General features: G+C 60.5%; 16 protein-coding genes. 8 read left to right on the top strand and 8 right to left on the bottom strand.

The window, feature by feature from the left end:
* Positions 1 to 77: 77 nt before the first annotated feature.
* Positions 78 to 824: a 3-oxoacyl-ACP reductase family protein gene (locus KGA97_RS24430; protein WP_008042294.1), complete on the bottom strand. Its 747-nt coding sequence runs from the start codon at positions 822 to 824 to the stop codon at positions 78 to 80.
* A gap of 126 nt (positions 825 to 950) precedes the next feature.
* On the opposite strand from KGA97_RS24430, the gene KGA97_RS24425 reads away from it, so the two are divergent.
* Positions 951 to 1,874, top strand: a complete 924-nt coding sequence (locus KGA97_RS24425; protein WP_008027337.1) for a LysR family transcriptional regulator — start codon at positions 951 to 953, stop codon at positions 1,872 to 1,874.
* A gap of 107 nt (positions 1,875 to 1,981) precedes the next feature.
* On the opposite strand, the gene KGA97_RS24420 is transcribed toward KGA97_RS24425, so the two are convergent.
* From KGA97_RS24420 to KGA97_RS24410, 3 genes are all read right to left on the bottom strand, one after another.
* Positions 1,982 to 2,710 carry an aspartate/glutamate racemase family protein gene (locus tag KGA97_RS24420; RefSeq protein ID WP_223481661.1) on the bottom strand — a complete coding sequence of 243 codons (729 nt, stop codon included), beginning with the start codon at positions 2,708 to 2,710 and terminating at the stop codon, positions 1,982 to 1,984.
* 57 nt (positions 2,711 to 2,767) lie between these two features.
* Positions 2,768 to 4,294 (bottom strand): NCS1 family nucleobase:cation symporter-1, encoded by a 1,527-nt coding sequence (locus KGA97_RS24415; protein ID WP_008042296.1) that lies wholly within the window; start codon positions 4,292 to 4,294, stop codon positions 2,768 to 2,770.
* 565 nt (positions 4,295 to 4,859) lie between these two features.
* A complete protein-coding gene (locus tag KGA97_RS24410; RefSeq protein WP_008042297.1) occupies positions 4,860 to 5,600 on the bottom strand; it encodes a phosphoadenylyl-sulfate reductase in 741 nt (246 codons plus the stop codon).
* A 173-nt stretch (positions 5,601 to 5,773) separates the two neighbouring features.
* Here KGA97_RS24410 and thrH point away from each other — a divergent pair, with 173 nt between their 5' ends.
* Positions 5,774 to 6,391, top strand: coding sequence for a bifunctional phosphoserine phosphatase/homoserine phosphotransferase ThrH (gene thrH, locus KGA97_RS24405; RefSeq protein ID WP_008027341.1), 618 nt, complete (start codon positions 5,774 to 5,776; stop codon positions 6,389 to 6,391).
* An 87-nt stretch (positions 6,392 to 6,478) separates the two neighbouring features.
* Here the strand turns inward: thrH and pabB are convergent, their stop codons facing one another.
* The 4 genes from pabB to KGA97_RS24385 all read right to left on the bottom strand — a co-directional run bounded on the left by pabB (position 6,479) and on the right by KGA97_RS24385 (position 11,094).
* A complete protein-coding gene (pabB, locus tag KGA97_RS24400; protein ID WP_223481660.1) occupies positions 6,479 to 7,816 on the bottom strand; it encodes an aminodeoxychorismate synthase component I in 1,338 nt (445 codons plus the stop codon).
* Positions 7,817 to 8,030: 214 nt separating this feature from the next.
* Positions 8,031 to 9,017 (bottom strand): alpha-L-glutamate ligase-like protein, encoded by a 987-nt coding sequence (locus tag KGA97_RS24395; RefSeq protein ID WP_008027343.1) that lies wholly within the window; start codon positions 9,015 to 9,017, stop codon positions 8,031 to 8,033.
* Entirely contained in the window at positions 9,017 to 10,552 is a 1,536-nt protein-coding gene (locus KGA97_RS24390) for an inactive transglutaminase family protein (RefSeq protein WP_008042311.1), read from the bottom strand. Before KGA97_RS24390 ends, KGA97_RS24395 begins: the two co-directional genes overlap by 1 nt.
* A 5-nt stretch (positions 10,553 to 10,557) precedes the next feature.
* A complete protein-coding gene (locus KGA97_RS24385) occupies positions 10,558 to 11,094 on the bottom strand; it encodes an ATP-dependent zinc protease (protein WP_008042313.1) in 537 nt (178 codons plus the stop codon).
* 1,250 nt (positions 11,095 to 12,344) lie between these two features.
* Between KGA97_RS24385 and KGA97_RS24380 the strand changes: the two genes are divergently transcribed.
* From KGA97_RS24380 to prpD, 6 genes are all read left to right on the top strand, one after another.
* Positions 12,345 to 13,064 (top strand): GntR family transcriptional regulator, encoded by a 720-nt coding sequence (locus KGA97_RS24380; protein ID WP_177318157.1) that lies wholly within the window; start codon positions 12,345 to 12,347, stop codon positions 13,062 to 13,064.
* Positions 13,061 to 13,951, top strand: a complete 891-nt coding sequence (gene prpB, locus KGA97_RS24375; protein ID WP_008027432.1) for a methylisocitrate lyase — start codon at positions 13,061 to 13,063, stop codon at positions 13,949 to 13,951. Before KGA97_RS24380 ends, prpB begins: the two co-directional genes overlap by 4 nt.
* A 136-nt stretch (positions 13,952 to 14,087) precedes the next feature.
* A complete protein-coding gene (gene prpC, locus KGA97_RS24370) occupies positions 14,088 to 15,215 on the top strand; it encodes a 2-methylcitrate synthase (RefSeq protein ID WP_008027431.1) in 1,128 nt (375 codons plus the stop codon).
* A 193-nt stretch (positions 15,216 to 15,408) separates the two neighbouring features.
* Positions 15,409 to 18,006: a Fe/S-dependent 2-methylisocitrate dehydratase AcnD gene (acnD, locus tag KGA97_RS24365; RefSeq protein ID WP_207285037.1), complete on the top strand. Its 2,598-nt coding sequence runs from the start codon at positions 15,409 to 15,411 to the stop codon at positions 18,004 to 18,006.
* A gap of 56 nt (positions 18,007 to 18,062) precedes the next feature.
* Positions 18,063 to 19,253: a 2-methylaconitate cis-trans isomerase PrpF gene (prpF, locus tag KGA97_RS24360; RefSeq protein WP_223481659.1), complete on the top strand. Its 1,191-nt coding sequence runs from the start codon at positions 18,063 to 18,065 to the stop codon at positions 19,251 to 19,253.
* A 183-nt stretch (positions 19,254 to 19,436) separates the two neighbouring features.
* Entirely contained in the window at positions 19,437 to 20,921 is a 1,485-nt protein-coding gene (gene prpD / locus KGA97_RS24355; RefSeq protein ID WP_223481658.1) for a 2-methylcitrate dehydratase, read from the top strand.
* Positions 20,922 to 20,999: the final 78 nt, after the last annotated feature.

Here is a 20,999-nt window from a genome sequence, read left to right as displayed (position 1 = left end):
ACATCAATGTAGGCTGACAAACCGCTATCGCGAGCAGGCTCGCTCCCACAGTTTATTTTGCGTTTAACCTTCCCGAATCAGGCGCCGAAACCACCGTCGATGGTCAGGCTGGCACCGGTGATGTACCCGGCTTCCGGGCCTGCAAGATAAGCGACGAAGCTGGCGATTTCTTCAGCTTTACCATAACGACCCACAGCCATCAGCGGGATCAGGCTTTCGGCGAAGTCGCCGCTGGCCGGGTTCATGTCGGTGTCGACCGGGCCCGGTTGCACGTTATTGATGGTGATGCCCCGTGGCCCAAGGTCGCGTGCCAGGCCTTTGGTCAGGCCGACCAGTGCCGCTTTGCTCATGGCGTACGGGCCACCGCCGGCGAAGGGCATGCGGTCGGCGTTGGTGCTGCCGATGTTGATGATGCGACCGCCTTCGGTCATGTGTTTCGCGGCGGCCTGGGTGGCGATGAACACGCTGCGTACGTTGATCGCCAACGTCTGGTCGAAGTCTTCGAGTTTGAAATCTTCCAGTGGGGCAACGGCCAGCACGCCAGCGTTGTTGACCAGGATGTCCAGGCGACCGAAGGCTTTGACGGTGGCGCTCACCGCATCGCGAATCGCCTCGGCGTCGGCACTGTCAGCCTTGATGGCCAGTGCTTTGCCGCCGTTGGCGGTGAGGCTGTTTTGCAGTTCTTCGGCCTTGGCCGTGGAGCTTACGTAGGTGAAGGCAACCGTCGCGCCTTCAGCGGCCAGGCGTTTGACGATGGCTGCGCCGATGCCGCGGGACCCGCCTTGAATCAAAGCCACTTTGCCGCTGAGGTTCTGAGTAGTCATGTCGATCTCCAAAGTCGCCGTGGCGAGATGCCGCGGTTGATGGAGCCTAGTATTGATTCAGGATTACAGGCTGTGTAGACGGTAATTGCGATAGTCTGTGTAAACCAAAAGTTTATAGTGGCGCTTATGGAAACCTTCAGCAGTATCGAATGCTTCGTGCGCAGCGCCGAAGTCGGCAGCTTTGCCGAGGCCGCGCGACGCCTGAGCCTGACCCCGGCGGCGGTGGGCAAGAGTGTGGCAAAACTTGAGGCGCGGCTCGGTGTGCGGCTGTTTCAGCGCAGCACCCGTAGCCTGACGCTGACCGAGGCCGGCCATCTGTTTCTCGGCGAAGTCAGTTCCAGCCTGCACACGATCCAGAATGCCGTGGCCAATCTCGCGAGCGCCGAAGGGCGGCCGGCGGGAACGCTGAAAGTCAGCATGGGCACGGTGTTCGGACGGTTGTATGTGGTGCCGTTGCTGGGCGAGTTTCTGAGGCGGTTTCCGGCAATCAATCCGGACTGGCATTTTGATAACCGCCAGGTCGATCTGATTGCACAAGGGTTCGATGCCGCGATTGGCGGTGGATTCGAGCTGCCGCAGGGCGTGGTCGCGCGCAAGCTGACACCGGCGCATCGGGTGTTGGTGGCATCAGCCGAATATCTGGCGGGGCGCGAAATGGTCGTTGAACCGGATGATCTCAAGCATCACGACGGGATTCTGATTCGGTCGCCGCAGACGGGGCGAGTGCGCTCCTGGCAATTGACCAGCCGCACCCAGCAACACAGCCCTTTGACGCTAAAGGCGCGGATGACCATGAGCGATTCCGAAGCGGCGTGTGCGACGGCGGTTCAGGGGTTGGGGATCGCGTTGGTGAGCATGCCGTTCGCTTCCGGTTATCTGGAAGCCGGGACGTTGCAGCGGGTATTGCCGGACTGGTTTGTCGACGATGGCAACATTTCCATTTACTACGCTGAGCACAAATTGTTGCCGGGCAAGACGCGGGCGTTTGTGGATTTCATTATTGAGCAGTTTGCGGAGCAGGGGTTGGCATCGCGGTTTAGTGCGGTTTGAGTCTGGCTTGATACCGAGTCGGCCCTTTCGCGGGCAAGCCTCGCTCCTACAGGGATCACACGTTTTCTGTAGGAGCGAGGCTTGCCCGCGAAGAACGATAACGCGGTCTACCGCCCAAACCGCCCCGGCCAGCCAATGATGTGTTTCGGCCGAGGCGTCGCATACTTCCTTACCTTCGACGTCGACAACCCCAATCGCACCAGCGACTCGGCAATCGTCACCGCCGCCGTCACGCCATCTACGACCGGCACCCCGGTGCGCTGACGAATCTGCTCGTCCAGCCCGGCCATCCCGCCGCAACCGAGGCAAATCACCTCGGCCTTGTCTTCCAGTACTGCCAATTCCGCCTGACGAACAATCGCCTCAAGCGCCCGTTGCGGATCGGATTCCAACTCCAGCACCGCCAGGCCACTGGCCCGCACGGATGCGCAACGGTCCCACAGCCCTGAGAGTTTCAGCCGATCCTCAATCAACGGCACGGTACGGTCCAGCGTAGTGACCACCGAATAGGCATGACCGAGGAACATCGCCGTGCTGGCGGCAGCGTCGGTGATGTCCACCACCGGTACGTTGAGCAGTTCCTGCAACCCTTCGCGACCGTGCTCGCCGTAACCGGCCTGAATCACCGCATCGAAAGGTTGATCGTAGGACATCACTCGATCCATCACGGCGATGGCAGCCAGGTAGCTTTCGAAATTGCCTTCGATGGAGTCGGCGCCGAAGTGCGGTGTCAGGCCGATGATTTCGGTGCCTGGCGCGGCCACGGCTTGAGCCGAACGGGCGATGGCCTGGGTAATGGATTCGGTGGTGTTGACGTTGACCACGAGAATTCGCATGGAAAGTCCTTATAGCGGGGTGGTTCTGCGGCCCGACGGTGCCGGGCCGTCATGGGGTTAATGGCTGACGTTATCGACCGCGATGGCTTCGCCGCTGACATCCGCGTAGTGCGGCTGTCGCTTGGCGATGATCAGGTACAGCATCCCGGCGATCCCGGCACCGATCAGCCAGGAGAACGGCGATACGAGATGGAAACCCGGTACCAGCGCCAGGACGATGGCGATCAGCGCTGCAGGAATGAACGCCGCCACCGCACGTAAATTGACGCCTCGGCTGTAGTAATAAGCGCCGTCGGGATCTTCGCTGTACAACTGCGGCACGTTGATCTGACCTTTTCGTACAAGCCAGTAGTCGACCATGATCACCCCGTACAACGGGCCGAGCAGGGCGCCGAGGCCGGACAGGAAATACACGATCACCAACGGGCTGTTGTAGAGGTTCCACGGCAGGATCAGCACGGCGATGGTCGCGCTGATCAGCCCGGCACGGCGGAAGGTCAGGTATTTCGGTGCCAGGTTGCTCAGCACGAAGGCCGGGGCGACGAAGTTGGCCATGATGTTCACCGCCACGGTGACGATGAGGAAGGCCAGGCAACCGAGGACCAGGAAGAAGGTATTGGGGATCGACGCGATGATTTCCGTCGGGCTTTCGATGATCCGGCCATTGATCTGAAATTGCGCACCGCAGAGCAGGACAGTGATGCCGGCGAACACCAGAATGTTCACCGGCAGGCCCCAGAAATTTCCGACCTTGATCGTCTTGCGGCACGGCGAAGAGCGGGCGAAGTCGCAGAAGTTGAGGATCAGCGTGCCGTAGATCGCCAGCCACAACGCGCCACCGGCAAAAATGTTGCGCCACATCTCGCCGCCGGTGAGCGGCTCACGGATCGACCACGCGATGGTCGCGTTGGCCTGGGTGTACATCCACGCGGCCAGGGCGGCGACGGTCAGCAGAATCACCGGACCGGCGAACGCTTCATAGCGCCGCACCATCTCCATGCCGTAGGCAAGAATCGCCAGTTGTACCAGCCAGATCGCGACGAAACACACCCAGCCCAGGCTCGACAGACCGAGTATCGAGTTGTGGTCGTAGTCGGCGAATCCCGGATGCACCGCCGTCAGCAGCACGCGAAACACCACCGAGGCGAGGTACGTCTGAATACCGAACCAGGCGATGGCGATAACGGCGCGGATCAATGCAGGAATTTGCGCCCCATGGATACCGAAACTGATCCGGCTGATGACCGGAAACGGCACACCGGTTTTCTGGCCCATGTAGCCGGAGAGGTTCATGAAGCAATACACCAGCGCCGCGCCGATCCCGAGCGACAACAGAATCTGCCAGCCGCCCAGACCTAACGCATACAGTCCGATGGCGAAGGAGTAGTTGGCGATGTTGTGAACGTCGTTGGTCCACAGGGCAAAAATGCTGTAACGGCCCCAGCGTCGGCCTTCGGCCTTGGTCGGCGCCAGGTCTTTGTTGTGCAGGCGCGGGCTGAGCACCACGGGGTCTTGAAACGTTTGAACGGGGGAAGAGGAGGGCAGATCCAGCGCGATGTTGTTATTGGAGAGGCTAGTACGCATTCCGGCAGGCTCCGAGCTTGGCGTCGCGATGACTGTGCATGAGCGTGGGCTCGACAAATCTTCGTCGCGGACAACCAGCATCATTGGTTACGGGGCATCTGCAGCCTGTACGGGATAGGGCGCTTCAGGCTTGCGGATCTAAAGTGTGTGTATGTTTTGAAGTGATTGTATACAAAACATGTATGCACTTAAGCCAGATCCATGCCAGTCAGCGATCTATAAAATTCACCGGTAATTTCGTTTTGTTATCTGTAATTGGTAAGTGACTGAAATAAAGACGATATAAATTGACCGGTTGAACAGGTATTTATTTTTCGGCGGGATTCGCGGAGGTGTGAACGAGGGGGTGTCAGGCGGGATGAATGTAACTTTTCAGGGCGCAGAAACGAAAAGTGCACACATAAATGGCACCTAAGGTGACATTCGTGTGTACACATTTATTCAGGTCGCGATACCTGTAGGAGCCGGCTTGCTGGCGATTGCGATCTTTCAGTCAATGCAGCTGTGACTGACACACCGCTATCGCCAGCAAGCTGGCTCCTACAGGGGGGCTTGCTGTATGGGATCAGGCTTTTGACTTGCTGATGATATTCCCCGCATGCAACCCGCATTCTTTCTGCGTCGCCTCTTCCCACCACCAGCGACCTTCACGCTCGTGCTGGTTCGGCAGCACCGGGCGGGTGCACGGTTCGCAGCCGATGCTGATGAAGCCGCGTTCATGCAGGCTGTTGTACGGCAGCTCGAGCATGCGGATGTAGCCCCAGATCTCTTCGCTGGTCATTTGCGCCAGCGGATTGAATTTGTACAGGGTGCGTTCCGGGGTGGAGAAGGCGGTGTCGATTTCCAGCACCGCGACGGCGCTGCGGGTGCCAGGGCTCTGGTCCCGACGCTGGCCGGTGGCCCAGGCGGTCACGCCCGAGAGCTTGCGGCGCAGCGGCTCGATCTTGCGGATGCCGCAGCACTCGCCATGGCCGTCCTTGTAGAAGCTGAACAGGCCTTTTTCCTTCACGAACGGTTCGAGTTTCGTGTAGTCCGGCGACACCAGTTCGATGTCGATCTTGTAGTGCTCGCGCACTTGATCGATGAAGCGGTAGGTCTCGGGGTGCAGGCGGCCGGTGTCGAGGCTGAACACTTTGACGTTCTTGTTCAGCTTCCAGGCCATGTCCACCAGCACCACGTCTTCGGCGCCGCTGAAAGATATCCACAGGTCATCGCCGAACTCGGCAAACGCGAGTTTCAGGATGTCCTGGGCGGATTTGTTGGCATAGGTCGTGGCGAGTTCCACGACATCGAACGATGGGCTCATCAGGGCGGCTTCCTACAGGTCGGTGGCGCTGGGCGCTCTATATGGATCTGATGGTAACAAAATCCTGCAACCACTGGCGCGCCCTCTGCGTTGCGCAGGTCAGTGCGAGTCGCTAGAGTTCGGCAGTCCTTTTGCTCGCTCGACTCAATAATCAATACAAATGGGAGTGTCTTGTGGAAATTGCCTGTCTGGATCTTGAAGGTGTGCTGGTCCCGGAAATCTGGATCGCCTTCGCCGAAAAAACCGGAATCGAATCCCTCAGGGCCACCACTCGGGATATTCCCGACTACGACGTGCTGATGAAGCAGCGCCTGCGGATTCTTGATGAGCATGGCCTGAAACTCACCGACATCCAGGAAGTGATCGCCACATTGAAGCCGCTGGACGGTGCCATCGAGTTCGTCAACTGGCTGCGTGAGCGCTTTCAGGTGGTGATTCTGTCGGACACGTTCTACGAGTTCTCCCAACCGCTGATGCGCCAATTGGGTTTCCCGACCTTGCTCTGCCATCGTCTGATTACCGACGATGCCGGGCGGGTGACGAGCTATCAGTTGCGTCAGAAAGATCCGAAACGTCAGTCGGTTCTGGCGTTCAAGAGTCTTTATTATCGGGTGATTGCGGCGGGGGATTCCTACAACGACACCACGATGCTGGGCGAGGCGGATGCGGGGATTCTGTTCCATGCGCCGGATAACGTGATTCGCGAGTTCCCGCAATTCCCGGCGGTGCATACGTTTGAGGACTTGAAGCAGGAGTTCATCAAGGCTTCGAATCGGGCGTTGAGTTTGTAGGCGTTTTCTAGGACGCCTTCGCGGGCAAGCCTCGCTCCTACAGAGGGCGGTGATCACCTGTAGGAGCGAGGCTTGCCCGCGAAGCTTTCAAAGGTTTTGCAGGGTATCGAGCAACACCTTCACCTTGGTGATCGACTCCTGATACTCGGCCTGCCACTGCGAATCCGCAACGATCCCGCCGCCGCCCCAGCAACACACCTGCCCATCCTTGACCAGCAAGCTGCGAATCGCGATTGAACTGTCCATCTCGCCGCGCACATCCAGATACAGCAACGAACCGCAATACAAACCACGCCGGGTCGGCTCCAGTTCATCAATGATCTGCATCGCGCGAATCTTCGGCGCCCCGGTAATCGAACCGCCGGGGAAGCTGCCAGCGATCAGGTCCAGCGCATCCCGGTCATCTGCCAGTTCGCCGGTCACGCTGCTCACCAGATGATGCACATTCGGATAGCTTTCGAGACTGAACAACTCCGGCACCCGCACCGAGCCAATGCGGCACGTACGGCCGAGATCGTTGCGCAGCAGGTCGACGATCATCAGGTTTTCTGCGCGATCCTTCGGGCTGGCCAGGAGTTCGGCGGCGTTCGCCGCATCTTCGGCTGCGTTCTGGCCACGAGGGCGAGTACCCTTGATCGGGCGGGTCTCCACGTGGCGGTCGCTGACTTTGACGAAGCGCTCCGGCGACAGGCTCAGCACTGCGCCACCGTCGGGCAGGCGCTGGAAACCGGAGAATGGCGTCGGGCACGCCGCGCGCAACGCGCAGTACGCGGCCCACGGATCACCTTGGCACTTGGCGCGGAAGCGTTGGGCAAAATTGACCTGGTAGCAGTCACCGGCCTGAATGTATTGCTGGATACGTTCTATCGCCTGGCGATAGTCATCAGCGCTCAGGTCGGCGCTCATCGGTGCCTTGAGCTTGAACGATTCGATCATTTCAGCCACGGGATGACTGAACAGCGTGATCAGGCGTTGACGTTCGCTGTCGATCAGCGACGGGTGGAACACCAACTGACTGGTCATCCGTTGGTGATCGCTGATCAGTGCCCAGTCGTAGAGCCCGAAACGCGCATCCGGCAATTGCAGATCGTCCTGTGCCTGGCTCGGCAGGTTTTCCAGGTGGCGGCCGAAATCGTAGCTCAGGTAGCCGATCAGGCCACCGGCGAAGGGCAGGTCAGGTGCCAGCGCCGCCTCACCGAGTCGTGTCAGATTGTCGCGAAGGCGTTGCAGGAAATCGCCACCGCTTTCGTCAGGCATTACCGCCAGTTGTTCCAGTGGCCAGGCACTGAGCAGGTCATAACGCCCGCGATCAGCCGTTGGCCGGCCACTGTCGAGCAGCACGGCGCCGGGGGCATGACGGATCGCCGCGAAGTACTCGGCGGGGTTGGCGCGATAGGGCAGCGGATGTACGGAACAGGTCAGCATGGGCGGGGCAGATCAGCCATCGAGGCGGGGGTGGCGATTGTAGTCCCCTCGGGGAATTGCTCCTAGAGGGGATGTCGGGGATTGGCAGATTGGAGGCAGGGTCAAGAGCTGTGGTGGTCGACGGTCAGCCATCGCGAGCAGGCTCGCTCCCACATGGGATCGCATACTCCTGTGGGAGCGAGCCTGCTCGCGATGGGCGCGACTCGGTCCCGGATCAACCCTCAACCGCAGGAATATGCCCGAACATCTCCTGCACAAACGCCATGCGTTCCTCCACGGTCTCGGTAATCCCGCGTGCTTTCAATTCTTCCAGCCGCGCCTCGACCGCATGGGTGCGCAACGTCAGGCCGCAATCATTGGCGATCTGGATGTTCAACCCCGGCCGGGCATTCAGCTCAAGAATCAGCGGGCCTTTCTCCTGGTCCAGCACCATGTCGACTCCGATGTAACCCAGTCCGCACAGCTCGTAACAGCCGGCGGCGAGTTTCATGAAGCCGTCCCAGTAGGGCAGTTGCACACCGTCCACCGCGTTGGTGGTGTCCGGGTGCTTGGCGATGATGTTGTTCAGCCAGGTGCCGCGCAGGGTCAGGCCGGTGGCGAGGTCGACACCGACGCCGATGGCGCCCTGGTGAAGGTTGGCCTTGCCGCCGGACTGGCGCGTCGGCAAGCGCAACATCGCCATGACCGGATAGCCCATCAACACGATGATGCGAATGTCCGGCACGCCTTCGTAGCTGATGCTTTTGAAGATCTGGTCTGGGATCACGCGGTATTCGATCAGTGCGCGGTCACGGTGGCCGCCCAGCGAATACAGGCCGGTGAGGATGCTGGAGACATGGTGCTCGATTTCCTCATGACTGATGATCTTGCCGGACACCGTGCGGTAACGCCCCTCGAAGCGGTCGGCAATGACAATGATGCCGTCGCCACCGGCGCCCTGGGCCGGTTTGATCACGAAATCGCTGCGCCCGCCGATGATTTCGTCGAGGTTGTCGATTTCCTTCTCGGTGGAAATCACGCCATACAGTTCCGGCACATGGATGCCGGCGGCGATGGCGCGCTCCTTGGTGATGATCTTGTCATCGACAATCGGGTACAGGCTGCGCTTGTTGTACTTGAGCACGTAGTCCGCGTTGCGCCGATTGATCCCCATGATGCCCCGGGCTTCCAGGGCTTTCCAGGTCTTCCAGAAGCCGAACATCAGGCGTCAGCCTTCTTCAGGAAAGCCTTGAAACGCACCAGTTCGGTCAGGCGGTAGCCGCGATAACGACCCATCGCCAGCATGAAGCCCACCAGGATCAGCAGGATTGCCGGGAAGGTGAACACGAAGTAAACCAGCTCCGGCACGCTCATGATCAGGTGCGCCAGGGACGCAGCGAACAACGTGCCGATGGCCACTTTCATCGCATGCCCGGAGCCGCGTTCTTCCCAGGTGATCGACAGGCGTTCGATGGTCATGGTCAGAATCACCATCGGGAACAGCGCCACGGACAACCCGCGTTCCAGGCCCAGCTTGTGGCTGAACAGGCTGATCGCCGCGATCAGCACCACCACAAACGTCAGCACCACCGACAGCCTCGGCAGCATTTGCAGCTTCAGGTGTTCAAGGTAGGAGCGCAGCGACAGCCCCAGCGCCGTGATGATGGTGAACAGCACGATGCCGAACCCGAGCTGGGTTTCGCGGAAGGCGAGGGCGATCAGCACCGGGGTAAAGGTGCCGAGGGTCTGCAGGCCGATCAGGTTGCGCAGGATCAGGATCACCAGCACGCCGATCGGGATCATCACCATGATCATGAAAGTCTGCTGGGTTTGCAGCGGCAGGCCGTACAGCGAGTATTCGAGGAAGTTGGCGTCGGTATTTTCGTCGGTCAGCTTGGCCAGGCGAATGGCGTTCATTTCGCTGTTGTTCATGCTGAAGGTGACAGTGGCCTTCTTGCCGCCATCGACGGTGATCAGGTTTTCGTCGCCGGTCCACCACAACAGGCGGTCGGTCGGCAGGCCTTGCTCGCCGGTTTCCGGGTTGAAATATAGCCAGTCGGTGCCGTTGAAGCTGCGCAACCAGAGTTCCGGGGTTTGCGGCTGGTCGGCCACCAGGCGGATGGTGTGGACCTTTTCCACCGGCACGTGGGCGATGGACAGGACCAGTTCAACGATTTTGGCCTTGTGCCCGCTGGACGGATCGCCGCCCAGCAACAGTTTCACGTTGTCGTCGTTGACGTTGTTGACCCGCTTGATCGCTTCGCCGATGAAGGTTTCGACGTCGGCCGAGTGCTGGCGGATCGGCGCGAGCAAGGCTTCGGCAGCAACTTTTTCCGCGCCTTCGACGGCGATGCTGTCGCGGAAGGTCGGGCCTTTGACCTTGGATTTTTCACCGGTGTAGCGCTTGGTCAGCACCAGGCGGTAATAAAGGGTCTGGTTGCCTTTGGCCCGGCGTGCCGACCAGGTCACCTTGCGGTTGCCGTCGATACGGTTCACGGCCACGCCATAATTATTGGAGATGAAGCTTTCGTTGAGGCTGACGAAATCACGGCTCAGCGGTGGCACGAACATCTGGATCTTGACCGGGTCTTTGGCACTGGCGACGAACTCGACCTTGGCGTCGATGTTCCACAAGTCGTCGGTGGCGTCTTCGGTCACGGGAATGCCGAGCACGAAGATCTGATAGGCCGTAACTGAAATGCCCAGCACCACCAGGATGGCGATCAGCATTTTCAGATGGAGGGTAAGAGAGCGCATTGGAATTACTCTGCGGTATGAGCGTCGGTGGCGCAGGCGGGTTTGCCAGCAGCGTATTTAAGACTGGGGTCGACCAGCGCATCAAAGCGCTTGAGCGCTTCGGAGCCGATCAGGAGCGGGTATTGGAAAGCGCTGCGGTCGGTAAGGTTCACTTCGATACTGCGTAACGCCGAGCCCATGCAGATATCCAGCTCGATCACCGGACGGGCGGTGTACTTCTTGCCTTCTTCCGGGTCGTAGTCGCCGGCACGGCGCTTGATCTTGCTGACGCGGGCCAGTGGTCGTTCGATCGGGTGCGAGTGAGCTGCGTCGATCGCCAGATAGAAGCGCACCCAGGACTCGCCATTGCGTTTGAAGCGTTTGATGTCGCGGGCGCTCAGGGAGGCGGTTTTCGCCCCGGTGTCGAGTTTGGCCGCGACTTCCAGATTGATGCCGTCCAGCGAGGCGTACTCGTTGAGGCCGTACACGGTTTTTTCCCCCGCCGCGGCGACACCGGGCAGGCAAAGCAGATAAAGGAAGGTGGGGAAGGGCTTGAGTCTCATAAATCCTGGTGCGCAGCGGTCCGTGTTTCGATTCAAGGCCCTGGCATCGCTGCGCAAGCTCCCTCGTATGCCTATCAACTATTTGTGACAGTTCGTGCAGATGTCACAAACAAATGCGGGCGGCATTCTAGCACGGTGGTTTTATGGCGCCAGCGCTGGGCTCTTGGGTTTGGTGTTTGGGTGATGGGGGGGATATCCGTTATTTGGGTGATGGCGGGGATTGGTTTCGCCCTTACGGCGAGTCACTTTGGAAAAGCCCCAAAGTAACCAAAGGGCTCTTGCCCCTTTCGTTCGGTGGCTCGCTAAGGCTCGCCATACCCTCGCTCCGGTCCTGCTCCGTGGGCCCGCCGCGATCGGCCATCCTTGGCCGTGCGCGGCTAACCCGGCATCCATGCCGGGTTGCCCACTGCGCAGAACCTGCGCTCGGCCTCTCGAGGGGGCGACTACCGCCACAGCCGCCGAGGCGGCCTGAAAGCCGACCTGGCTCATTTTGCGTACGCGTTCTCTCATTCCGGATATGTACACCGAACCCCTGTAGGAGCCGGCTTGCTGGCGATGGCGTCTGTTCAGGCGATAAATGCGTCGACTGATACACCGCTATCGCCAGCAAGCCGGCTCCTACATGGGATTGGGTTCACACGGTCGAAATTGTAGGAGCCAGCTTGCTGGCGATGGACGTAAACGATGACGCGGGCTGTCTGGATAAACGCGGTGTCTGGGCGTTTTTCGCCGGCAAGCCGGCTCCTACAGGGAATCGCGTTTGCTTTTGATTTTCACCACTCATCAGGCCGAGCGTTAGCTCGCCTTCCGCTTTTGATCTTGGGGTACACGCCCCCTCGAGAGGCCGAGTGGAGGTTCTGCGCAGTGGGCAACCCGGCATGGATGCCGGGTTAGCCGCCCCCGGCCATGGATGGCCGATGGCGGCGGGCCCACGGAGCAGGACCGGAGCGAGGGCATGCCGAGCCACAGCGAGGCACCGAACGAAAGGGGCAAAAGCGCTTGGTTACTTGGCGCTTTTCCAAGTAACCCGCTGTAAGAGCGGAACCAATAGCTGCCGTTACCACAACAACGGATATGTACACCCTCAAAAAAACCAACCGCCTGACACAAAGCCTTCGCGAGCAAGCTTCGCTCCTACAAAAAGCAGATAGGTTATTAGACGATTGTCGACAATACCTATTTATCCTTTGACTATTATCCCGCTATTCGCTAGTTTTTGCCGCATCAGCTTTCAAGGTGTCGACAATATGCTGGATCAACTCGATCCCCCAGTCATAGCCCAAGACGATTCGGAAACACTTTCCGAGAACGTCTTCCGGCGCATTCAGGCGGCCATCGTCAAAGGCGAGATCGCCCCGGGCAGCAAAATCTCCGAACCGGAACTGGCGCGCACCTACGGCATCAGTCGCGGCCCGTTGCGCGAAGCGATCCACCGTCTGGAAGGCCAGCGCCTGCTGGTTCGCGTGCCGCACGTCGGCGCACGAGTGGTTTCCCTGAGCCACGCCGAGCTGCTGGAACTCTACGAAATCCGCGAATCCCTCGAAGGCATGGCCTGTCGCCTGGCCGCCGAACGCATGACCGTCGAAGAAATCGACGAACTGCGCCGGGTCCTCGAAACCCACGAGCGAGACGCCGCGTTTCAGGCCGGTGTCGGCTACTACCAGCAGGAAGGCGATTTCGACTTCCACTACCGAATCATCCAGGGCAGCGGCAACCGCACCCTGACGCAGATGCTCTGCGGCGAGCTTTATCAACTGGTGCGCATGTACCGCATCCAGTTTTCCACCACGCCCAATCGCCCGCGCCAGGCCTTTGCCGAGCACCACCGGATTCTCGATGCCATCGCCGACCGTGACGGTGAACTGGCCGAGTTGTTGATGCGCCGTCACATCGGCGCCTCCAAACGCAATATCGCCCGTCACTACCAGGACGGCGCTAACCCGACAGCCACTGAACGAGGTGAGTCATGAGTTCCAACAAGAGCACTCCAGGCCAGCGTTTCCGCGATGCGGTCGCCAGCGAACATCCGCTGCAAGTGGTCGGCGCGATCAACGCCAACCACGCGTTGCTGGCCAAGCGCGCCGGTTTCAAGGCTATTTACCTGTCGGGCGGCGGCGTCGCTGCCGGCTCCCTCGGCGTGCCGGACCTGGGCATCACCGGCCTGGACGACGTGCTGACCGACGTACGCCGCATCACCGACGTCTGCGATCTGCCGTTGCTGGTGGACGTGGACACCGGTTTCGGTTCCTCGGCGTTCAACGTCGCCCGTACCGTGAAGTCGATGATCAAGTTCGGCGCGGCGGCGATTCACATCGAAGACCAGGTCGGCGCCAAGCGCTGCGGTCACCGTCCTAACAAAGAAATCGTTTCGCAGCAGGAAATGGTCGACCGCATCAAGGCGGCGGTTGATGCGCGCACCGATGACAGCTTCGTGATCATGGCCCGCACCGACGCCCTGGCCGTTGAAGGCCTGGAATCCGCACTGGATCGTGCTGCAGCGTGCATCGAGGCCGGCGCCGACATGATCTTCCCGGAAGCCATCACCGAACTGGAGATGTACAAGCTGTTCGCCAGCCGTGTGAAAGCGCCGATCCTGGCCAACATCACCGAATTCGGCGCGACACCGCTGTACACCACCGAGCAGTTGGCCGGTGCCGATGTGTCGCTGGTGCTATACCCATTGTCCGCGTTCCGCGCCATGAACAAGGCCGCAGAAAACGTCTACACCGCGATCCGCCGCGACGGTACGCAACAGAACGTGATCGACACCATGCAGACGCGCATGGAGCTTTACGATCGCATCGACTACCACACGTTCGAGCAGAAGCTCGATGCGTTGTTCGCTGCTAAAAAGTAATGAAAGCCCTGTAGGAGCGAAGCTTGCTCGCGAAGACGGACTGACATTCAAAATCAATGTCGTCTGAGACACCGCTTTCGCGAGCAAGCTTCGCTCCCACAAGTTTCCCTAACAAATTCAAAAACTGGAGACAGCAATGGCCGAAGCAAAAGTACTCAGTGGCGCCGGGCTCCGTGGCCAGGTTGCCGGGCAAACCGCACTGTCCACCGTGGGCCAGTCGGGCGCAGGCCTGACCTATCGCGGCTACGACGTTCGCGAACTGGCGGCTGACGCCCAATTCGAAGAAGTGGCTTACCTGCTGCTGTACGGCGAACTGCCGACCCAGGCGCAACTCGCCGCTTACGTGAGCAAACTCGGCAAGCTGCGCGACCTGCCGCAAGCGCTGAAAGAAGTGCTGGAACGCATCCCCGCCGACGCCCACCCGATGGACGTGATGCGCACCGGTTGCTCGTTCCTGGGCAACATCGAGCCGGAGAAGGACTTCTCCGAGCAGCATGACAAAACCGACCGCCTGCTGGCCGCGTTCCCGGCGATCATGTGCTACTGGTATCGCTTCAGCCACGACGGCAAACGCATCAGTTGCGTGAGCGACGAGCCCTCCATCGGTGGCCACTTCCTGCACCTGCTGCACGACAAGAAACCGAGCGAGCTGCACGTCAAAGTGATGAACGTTTCGCTGATCCTCTACGCGGAACACGAATTCAACGCCTCGACCTTCACCGCACGGGTGTGTGCATCGACTTTGTCCGACCTGTTCTCCTGCATCACCGCCGCCATCGGCTCCCTGCGCGGTCCGCTGCACGGCGGCGCCAACGAAGCGGCGATGGAAATGATCGAACGCTTCAAATCGCCGGAAGAGGCGATCAAAGGCACCCTCGGCATGCTTGAGCGCAAGGACAAGATCATGGGCTTCGGTCACGCGATCTATAAGGACAACGATCCGCGCAACGAGGTGATCAAGGGTTGGTCGAAGAAGCTCGCTGAAGAGGTGGGTGACACTGTCTTGTTCCCGGTTTCCGAAGCCATCGACAAGACCATGTGGGAGCAGAAAAAACTGTTCCCCAACGCCGATTTCTACCATGCGTCGACGTACCACTTCATGGGCATCCCGACCAAGTTGTTCACACCGATTTTCGTCTGCTCGCGCCTGACCGGCTGGGCGGCGCATGTGTTCGAACAACGTGCCAACAACCGCATCATCCGCCCGAGCGCCGAATACACCGGCGTCGAACAGCGCAAGTTCGTGCCAATCGAACAACGCTGAATGGTGGGGGCGGGCACCGAGCCGTGAACCTTGTAGGAGCGAAGCTTGCTCGCGAAGGCGGTCTGACATTCCAAATCAATGTCGACTGGTACACCGCTTTCGCGAGCAAGCTTCGCTCCTACAGGGGGGCGGTTTTCCAATCAAATTCTGGTGCCGCCCCGCCTTTTGTTATTACCGTGACCGAGTCCTGACGATGAACACTGAATTCCGTAAACCGCTGCCCGGCAGCCATCTGGATTATTTCGACGTCCGTGCGGCAGTCGAAGCCATCCAGCCCGGCGCCTACGACACTCTGCCGTACACCTCTCGCGTGCTGGCGGAAAACCTGGTGCGTCGCTGCGACCCGGCCACGCTCACCGAATCCCTGAAGCAATTCATCGAGCGCAAACGCGACCTCGACTTCCCGTGGTTCCCGGCTCGCGTGGTGTGCCACGACATCCTCGGCCAGACCGCATTGGTCGACCTCGCCGGCCTGCGTGACGCCATCGCTTTGCAAGGTGGCGACCCGGCGCAAGTGAACCCGGTGGTGCCGACGCAATTGATCGTCGATCACTCGCTGGCCGTTGAGCGCGGTGGCTTCGATCCACAGGCGTTCGAGAAGAACCGCGCCATCGAAGACCGTCGCAACGAAGACCGTTTCCACTTCATCAACTGGACCAAGAAGGCCTTCAAGAACGTTGACGTGATCCCGCCGGGCAACGGGATCATGCACCAGATCAACCTGGAGAAAATGTCTCCGGTGATTCAGGTGCGTGACGGCGTCGCGTTCCCTGACACCTGCGTCGGCACCGACAGCCACACCCCGCACGTCGATGCACTGGGCGTGATCGCTATCGGCGTCGGTGGCCTCGAAGCGGAAAGCGTGATGCTCGGCCGCGCATCGTGGATGCGCCTGCCGGAAAGCGTCGGCGTTGAACTGACCGGCAAGCTGCAACCAGGCATCACCGCCACCGACATGGTGCTGGCGCTGACCGAGTTCCTGCGCAAGCAAAAAGTCGTCGGCGCATGGCTGGAATTCTTCGGCGAAGGCGCTTCCGCGCTGACCCTCGGCGACCGCGCAACCATCTCCAACATGGCTCCTGAATACGGCGCCACGGCGGCGATGTTCTACATCGACCAACAGACCATCGACTACCTCAAACTCACCGGCCGCGAAGACGAGCAGGTGCAGTTGGTCGAGAACTACGCCAAGACCACGGGCCTGTGGGCCGACAGCCTGAAGGGCGCGCAATACGAGCGCGGCTTGACCTTCAACCTGTCCTCGGTGGTGCGCAACATGGCCGGCCCGAGCAACCCGCACGCCCGCGTCGCGGTGTCGGATCTGGCGGCCAAAGGCATTTCCGGCCAGTGGGACGACGTGCCCGGCCAGATGCCGGACGGCGCGGTGATCATCGCCGCCATCACCAGCTGCACCAACACCAGCAACCCGCGCAACGTGATCGCTGCCGGCCTGCTGGCGCGCAACGCCAACAAGCTCGGGTTGACCCGTAAGCCATGGGTCAAATCGTCCCTGGCACCGGGCTCGAAAACCGTGGCGTTGTACCTCGATGAGGCGGGCCTGACTGACGAACTGGAACAACTCGGTTTCGGCGTCGTGGCTTTCGCTTGCACCACCTGCAACGGCATGTCCGGCGCGCTCGATCCGGTGATCCAGCAAGAGATCATCGACCGCGACCTGTACGCCACGGCCGTACTCTCCGGCAACCGTAACTTCGATGGCCGGATTCACCCGTACGCCAAGCAAGCGTTCCTCGCTTCGCCACCGTTGGTGGTCGCGTACGCCATCGCCGGCACCATCCGTTTCGACATCGAAAAAGATGTGTTGGGCCTGGATGCGAACGGCAAGGAAATCCGCCTGAAAGACATCTGGCCGAGCGATGAAGAAATCGATGCGGTGGTGAAAGCGTCGGTCAAGCCGGAGCAGTTCCGTCAGGTCTACATTCCGATGTTCGCCATCCACGAAGACACCGGCCCGAAAGTCGCGCCGCTGTACGACTGGCGCGAGATGAGCACCTACATCCGCCGTCCGCCGTACTGGGAAGGTGCGCTGGCCGGCGCACGTCCGCTCAAGGGCATGCGCCCGCTGGCGGTGCTGCCGGACAACATCACCACCGATCACCTGTCGCCGTCGAACGCGATCATGCTCGACAGCGCCGCCGGCGAATACCTGGCGAAAATGGGCTTGCCGGAAGAGGACTTCAACTCTTACGCCACGCACCGCGGTGACCACCTGACCGCGCAACGCGCCACCTTCGCCAACCCGAAACTGTTCAACGAAATGGTCCAGGAAAACGGCAAGGTCAAGCAGGGTTCGCTGGCCCGAGTCGAGCCGGAAGGCAAGGTCATGCGCATGTGGGAAGCCATCGAAACCTACATGGAGCGCAAGCAGCCGCTGATCATCATTGCCGGCGCCGACTACGGTCAGGGTTCGTCCCGCGACTGGGCGGCCAAAGGCGTGCGTCTGGCCGGTGTGGAAGCGATTGCCGCCGAAGGTTTCGAGCGCATCCACCGCACCAACCTGGTGGGCATGGGCGTGTTGCCGCTGGAGTTCAAACCGGGCACCAACCGTCACACCCTGGCCATCGACGGCAGTGAAACCTACGACGTGATCGGTGAGCGTACGCCGCGCGCCGAGCTGACGCTGGTGATCCATCGCAAGAATGGCGAGCGCGTCGAGGTGCCGGTCACCTGCCGTCTCGACACCGCCGAAGAGGTGTCGATCTACGAGGCCGGTGGCGTGCTGCAACGCTTCGCCCAGGACTTCCTCGAAGAATCGGCCGTCGCCGTCTAAAACACGCTGTGCGGGCGCGGAGTTTCAGATTCCGTGTCCGCTTTGAAGGAGCACCAATGGCTCACGCACCTCAAATCAAAATCCCCGCCACCTACATGCGTGGCGGCACCAGCAAAGGCGTGTTTTTCAGCCTGAAAGACTTGCCCGAAGCGGCGCAGGTTCCAGGCCCGGCACGCGATGCCTTGTTGTTGCGGGTGATTGGCAGTCCCGACCCGTACGACAAGCAAATCGACGGCATGGGCGGCGCGACCTCCAGCACCAGCAAAACCGTGATCCTGTCGAAAAGCATCAAGGCTGATCACGATGTCGATTACCTGTTCGGTCAGGTATCCATCGACAAACCTTTCGTCGACTGGAGCGGCAACTGCGGCAACCTGTCCGCAGCGGTCGGTTCGTTCGCCATCAGCAACGGGCTGGTCGATGCCAGCCGCATTCCGCACAACGGTGTGGCGGTGGTGCGCGTGTGGCAGGCCAATATCGGCAAGACCATCATCGCCCACGTGCCGATCACCAACAGTGAAGTGCAGGAAACCGGTGATTTCGAACTCGACGGCGTGACCTTTCCGGCGGCCGAAGTGCAGGTCGAATTCATGGACCCGGCGGCAGAAGAAGAGGGCGGCGGTGGTTCGATGTTTCCGACCGGCAACCTGGTGGATGACCTCGAAGTGCCCGGCGTCGGGACCTTCAAGGCGACCATGATCAATGCGGGCATTCCGACCATCTTCGTCAATGCCGAAGACATCGGTTACACCGGCACCGAGTTGCAGGGCGCCATCAACGGTGATCCGAAAGCGCTGGCGATGTTCGAGACCATTCGTGCGTATGGCGCGTTGCGCATGGGGCTGATCAAGTCACTGGACGAAGCGGCCAAGCGTCAGCACACGCCCAAGGTTGCCTTCGTGGCCAAACCGGTGGATTACGTTGCCTCCAGCGGTAAAGCGATTGCTGCGGGTGACGTCGACTTGCTGGTGCGTGCGTTGTCGATGGGCAAGTTGCACCACGCGATGATGGGCACTGCTGCGGTGGCGATCGGCACTGCTGCCGCCATTTCCGGCACGTTGGTAAACCTCGCAGCGGGCGGTATCGAACGCAACGCCGTGCGCTTCGGTCATCCGTCCGGCACGTTGCGCGTAGGCGCTGAAGCCAGCCAGGTGAACGGCGAGTGGACCGTCAACAAAGCCATCATGAGCCGCAGTGCGCGGGTGCTGATGGAAGGCTTCGTGCGCATACCTGGCGACGCCTTCTAACCCGACACCGAACCCTGTAGGAGCCGGCTTGCTGGCGATCCCGTCAACGCGGTCTGCCTGACACACCGAGTCGTCTGAATCGCCAGCAAGCCGGCTCCTACAGGGGACCGCATTTCAATTATAAGAATGTGATTTACCTGAACCGAGGTCCCATCAACGAACCACTTTACGAGTGAATCGAACATGAGCACCAACGTCGACCTGAACAACCGCCCCGACTACGACACGGTCCTGCAGGACATTGCCGATTACGTCCTCACCTTCAAAATCGAATCCAGAGAAGCCCTCGACACTGCCCGCAATTGCCTGATGGACACTTTGGGCTGCGGCCTCCTGGCCCTGCGCTTCCCCGAGTGCACCAAGCACCTTGGCCCGATTGTCGAAGGCACCGTCGTCCCGTTCGGCGCTCGCGTGCCGGGCACCCGCTACCGTCTCGACCCGGTCAAGGCAGCCTGGGACATCGGCTGCATCGTGCGCTGGCTCGACTACAACGACACCTGGCTCGCCGCCGAGTGGGGGCATCCCTCCGATAACCTCGGGGGCATTCTTGCGGTGGCCGATCACCTGTCGCAGAAGCGCCTGGCCAATGGCGATGCGCCGCTGACCGTTCGCGCCGTACTCGAAGCGATGATCATGGCTCATGAGATTCAAGGCGTGATTGCGCTGGAAAACTCCTTCAACCGTGTAGGCCTCGATCACGTCATCCTGGTGAAAGTCGCCTCGACCGCCGTCACCGCCAAACTCATGGGCGCCAATCGCGAGCAGATGCTGTCGGCGTTGTCCCATGCTTTCGCCGATGGTCAGGCGTTGCGCACGTATCGGCATGCACCGAATGCCGGGTCACGCAAATCCTGGGCGGCGGGCGATGCCACCAGCCGGGGCGTGCGTCTGGCCGACATCGCGATGCGTGGCGAGATGGGCATCCCCGGCGTATTGACCGCCAAACAGTGGGGCTTCTACGACGTATTGTTCAGTCACAGCAACAACGACCTGGCGCTCAAGCCTGAAGGCAAACGTGTGTTCAGTTTTTCCCGACCGTACGGCAGTTACGTGATGGAAAACGTGCTGTTCAAGATCAGCTTCCCGGCCGAATTCCACGCACAAACCGCCTGCGAAGCCGCCGTCACCTTGCACCCGCAAGTCCGGAATCGCCTGCACGAAATCGACAAAATCGTCATCACCACCCATGAGTCGGCGATCCGCATCATCTCCAAGGTCGGCCCGCTGGCGAATGCGGCGGACCGCGATCATTGCCTCCAATACATGGCCGCGGTGCCGCTGGCGTTCGGCAATCTGGTGGCCGAGCATTACGAAGACGAGTTCCACGCGGCGCACCCGATCATCGATGTGCTGCGCGAGAAAATGGTCATCGTCGAAGACCCGCGCTTCACCCGCGAATACCTGGAGGCTGACAAACGCTCGATCGCCAACGCGATTCAGGTGTTTTTCAAGGACGGCTCCAGCACCGAGAACGTGGTGGTGGAATACCCGATCGGCCATCGCCGTCGCCGCACCGACGGCATTCCGTTGCTGGAAGACAAGTTCAAAGCCAACCTGGCGACACGCTTCACCGGCCAGCGCAGTGCCGAGATTTTTGCCTTGTGCAAGGATCAGGCAGCGCTTGAAGCCACACCGGTGAACCGCTTCATGGACCTGTTCGTAATCTGATGGAACACCCGCCCCCTGTAGGAGCCAGGCTTGCCGGCGAAGGCGTATTCAAGGACGCCTTCGCCGGCCAGCCTGGCT

This window comes from Pseudomonas sp. BF-B-15 (assembly GCF_019946675.1).
GTDB lineage: Bacteria > Pseudomonadota > Gammaproteobacteria > Pseudomonadales > Pseudomonadaceae > Aquipseudomonas > Aquipseudomonas migulae.
Note: the sequence above shows the minus strand (reverse complement) of the source record. Positions and strands in the feature narration are given on the sequence as shown.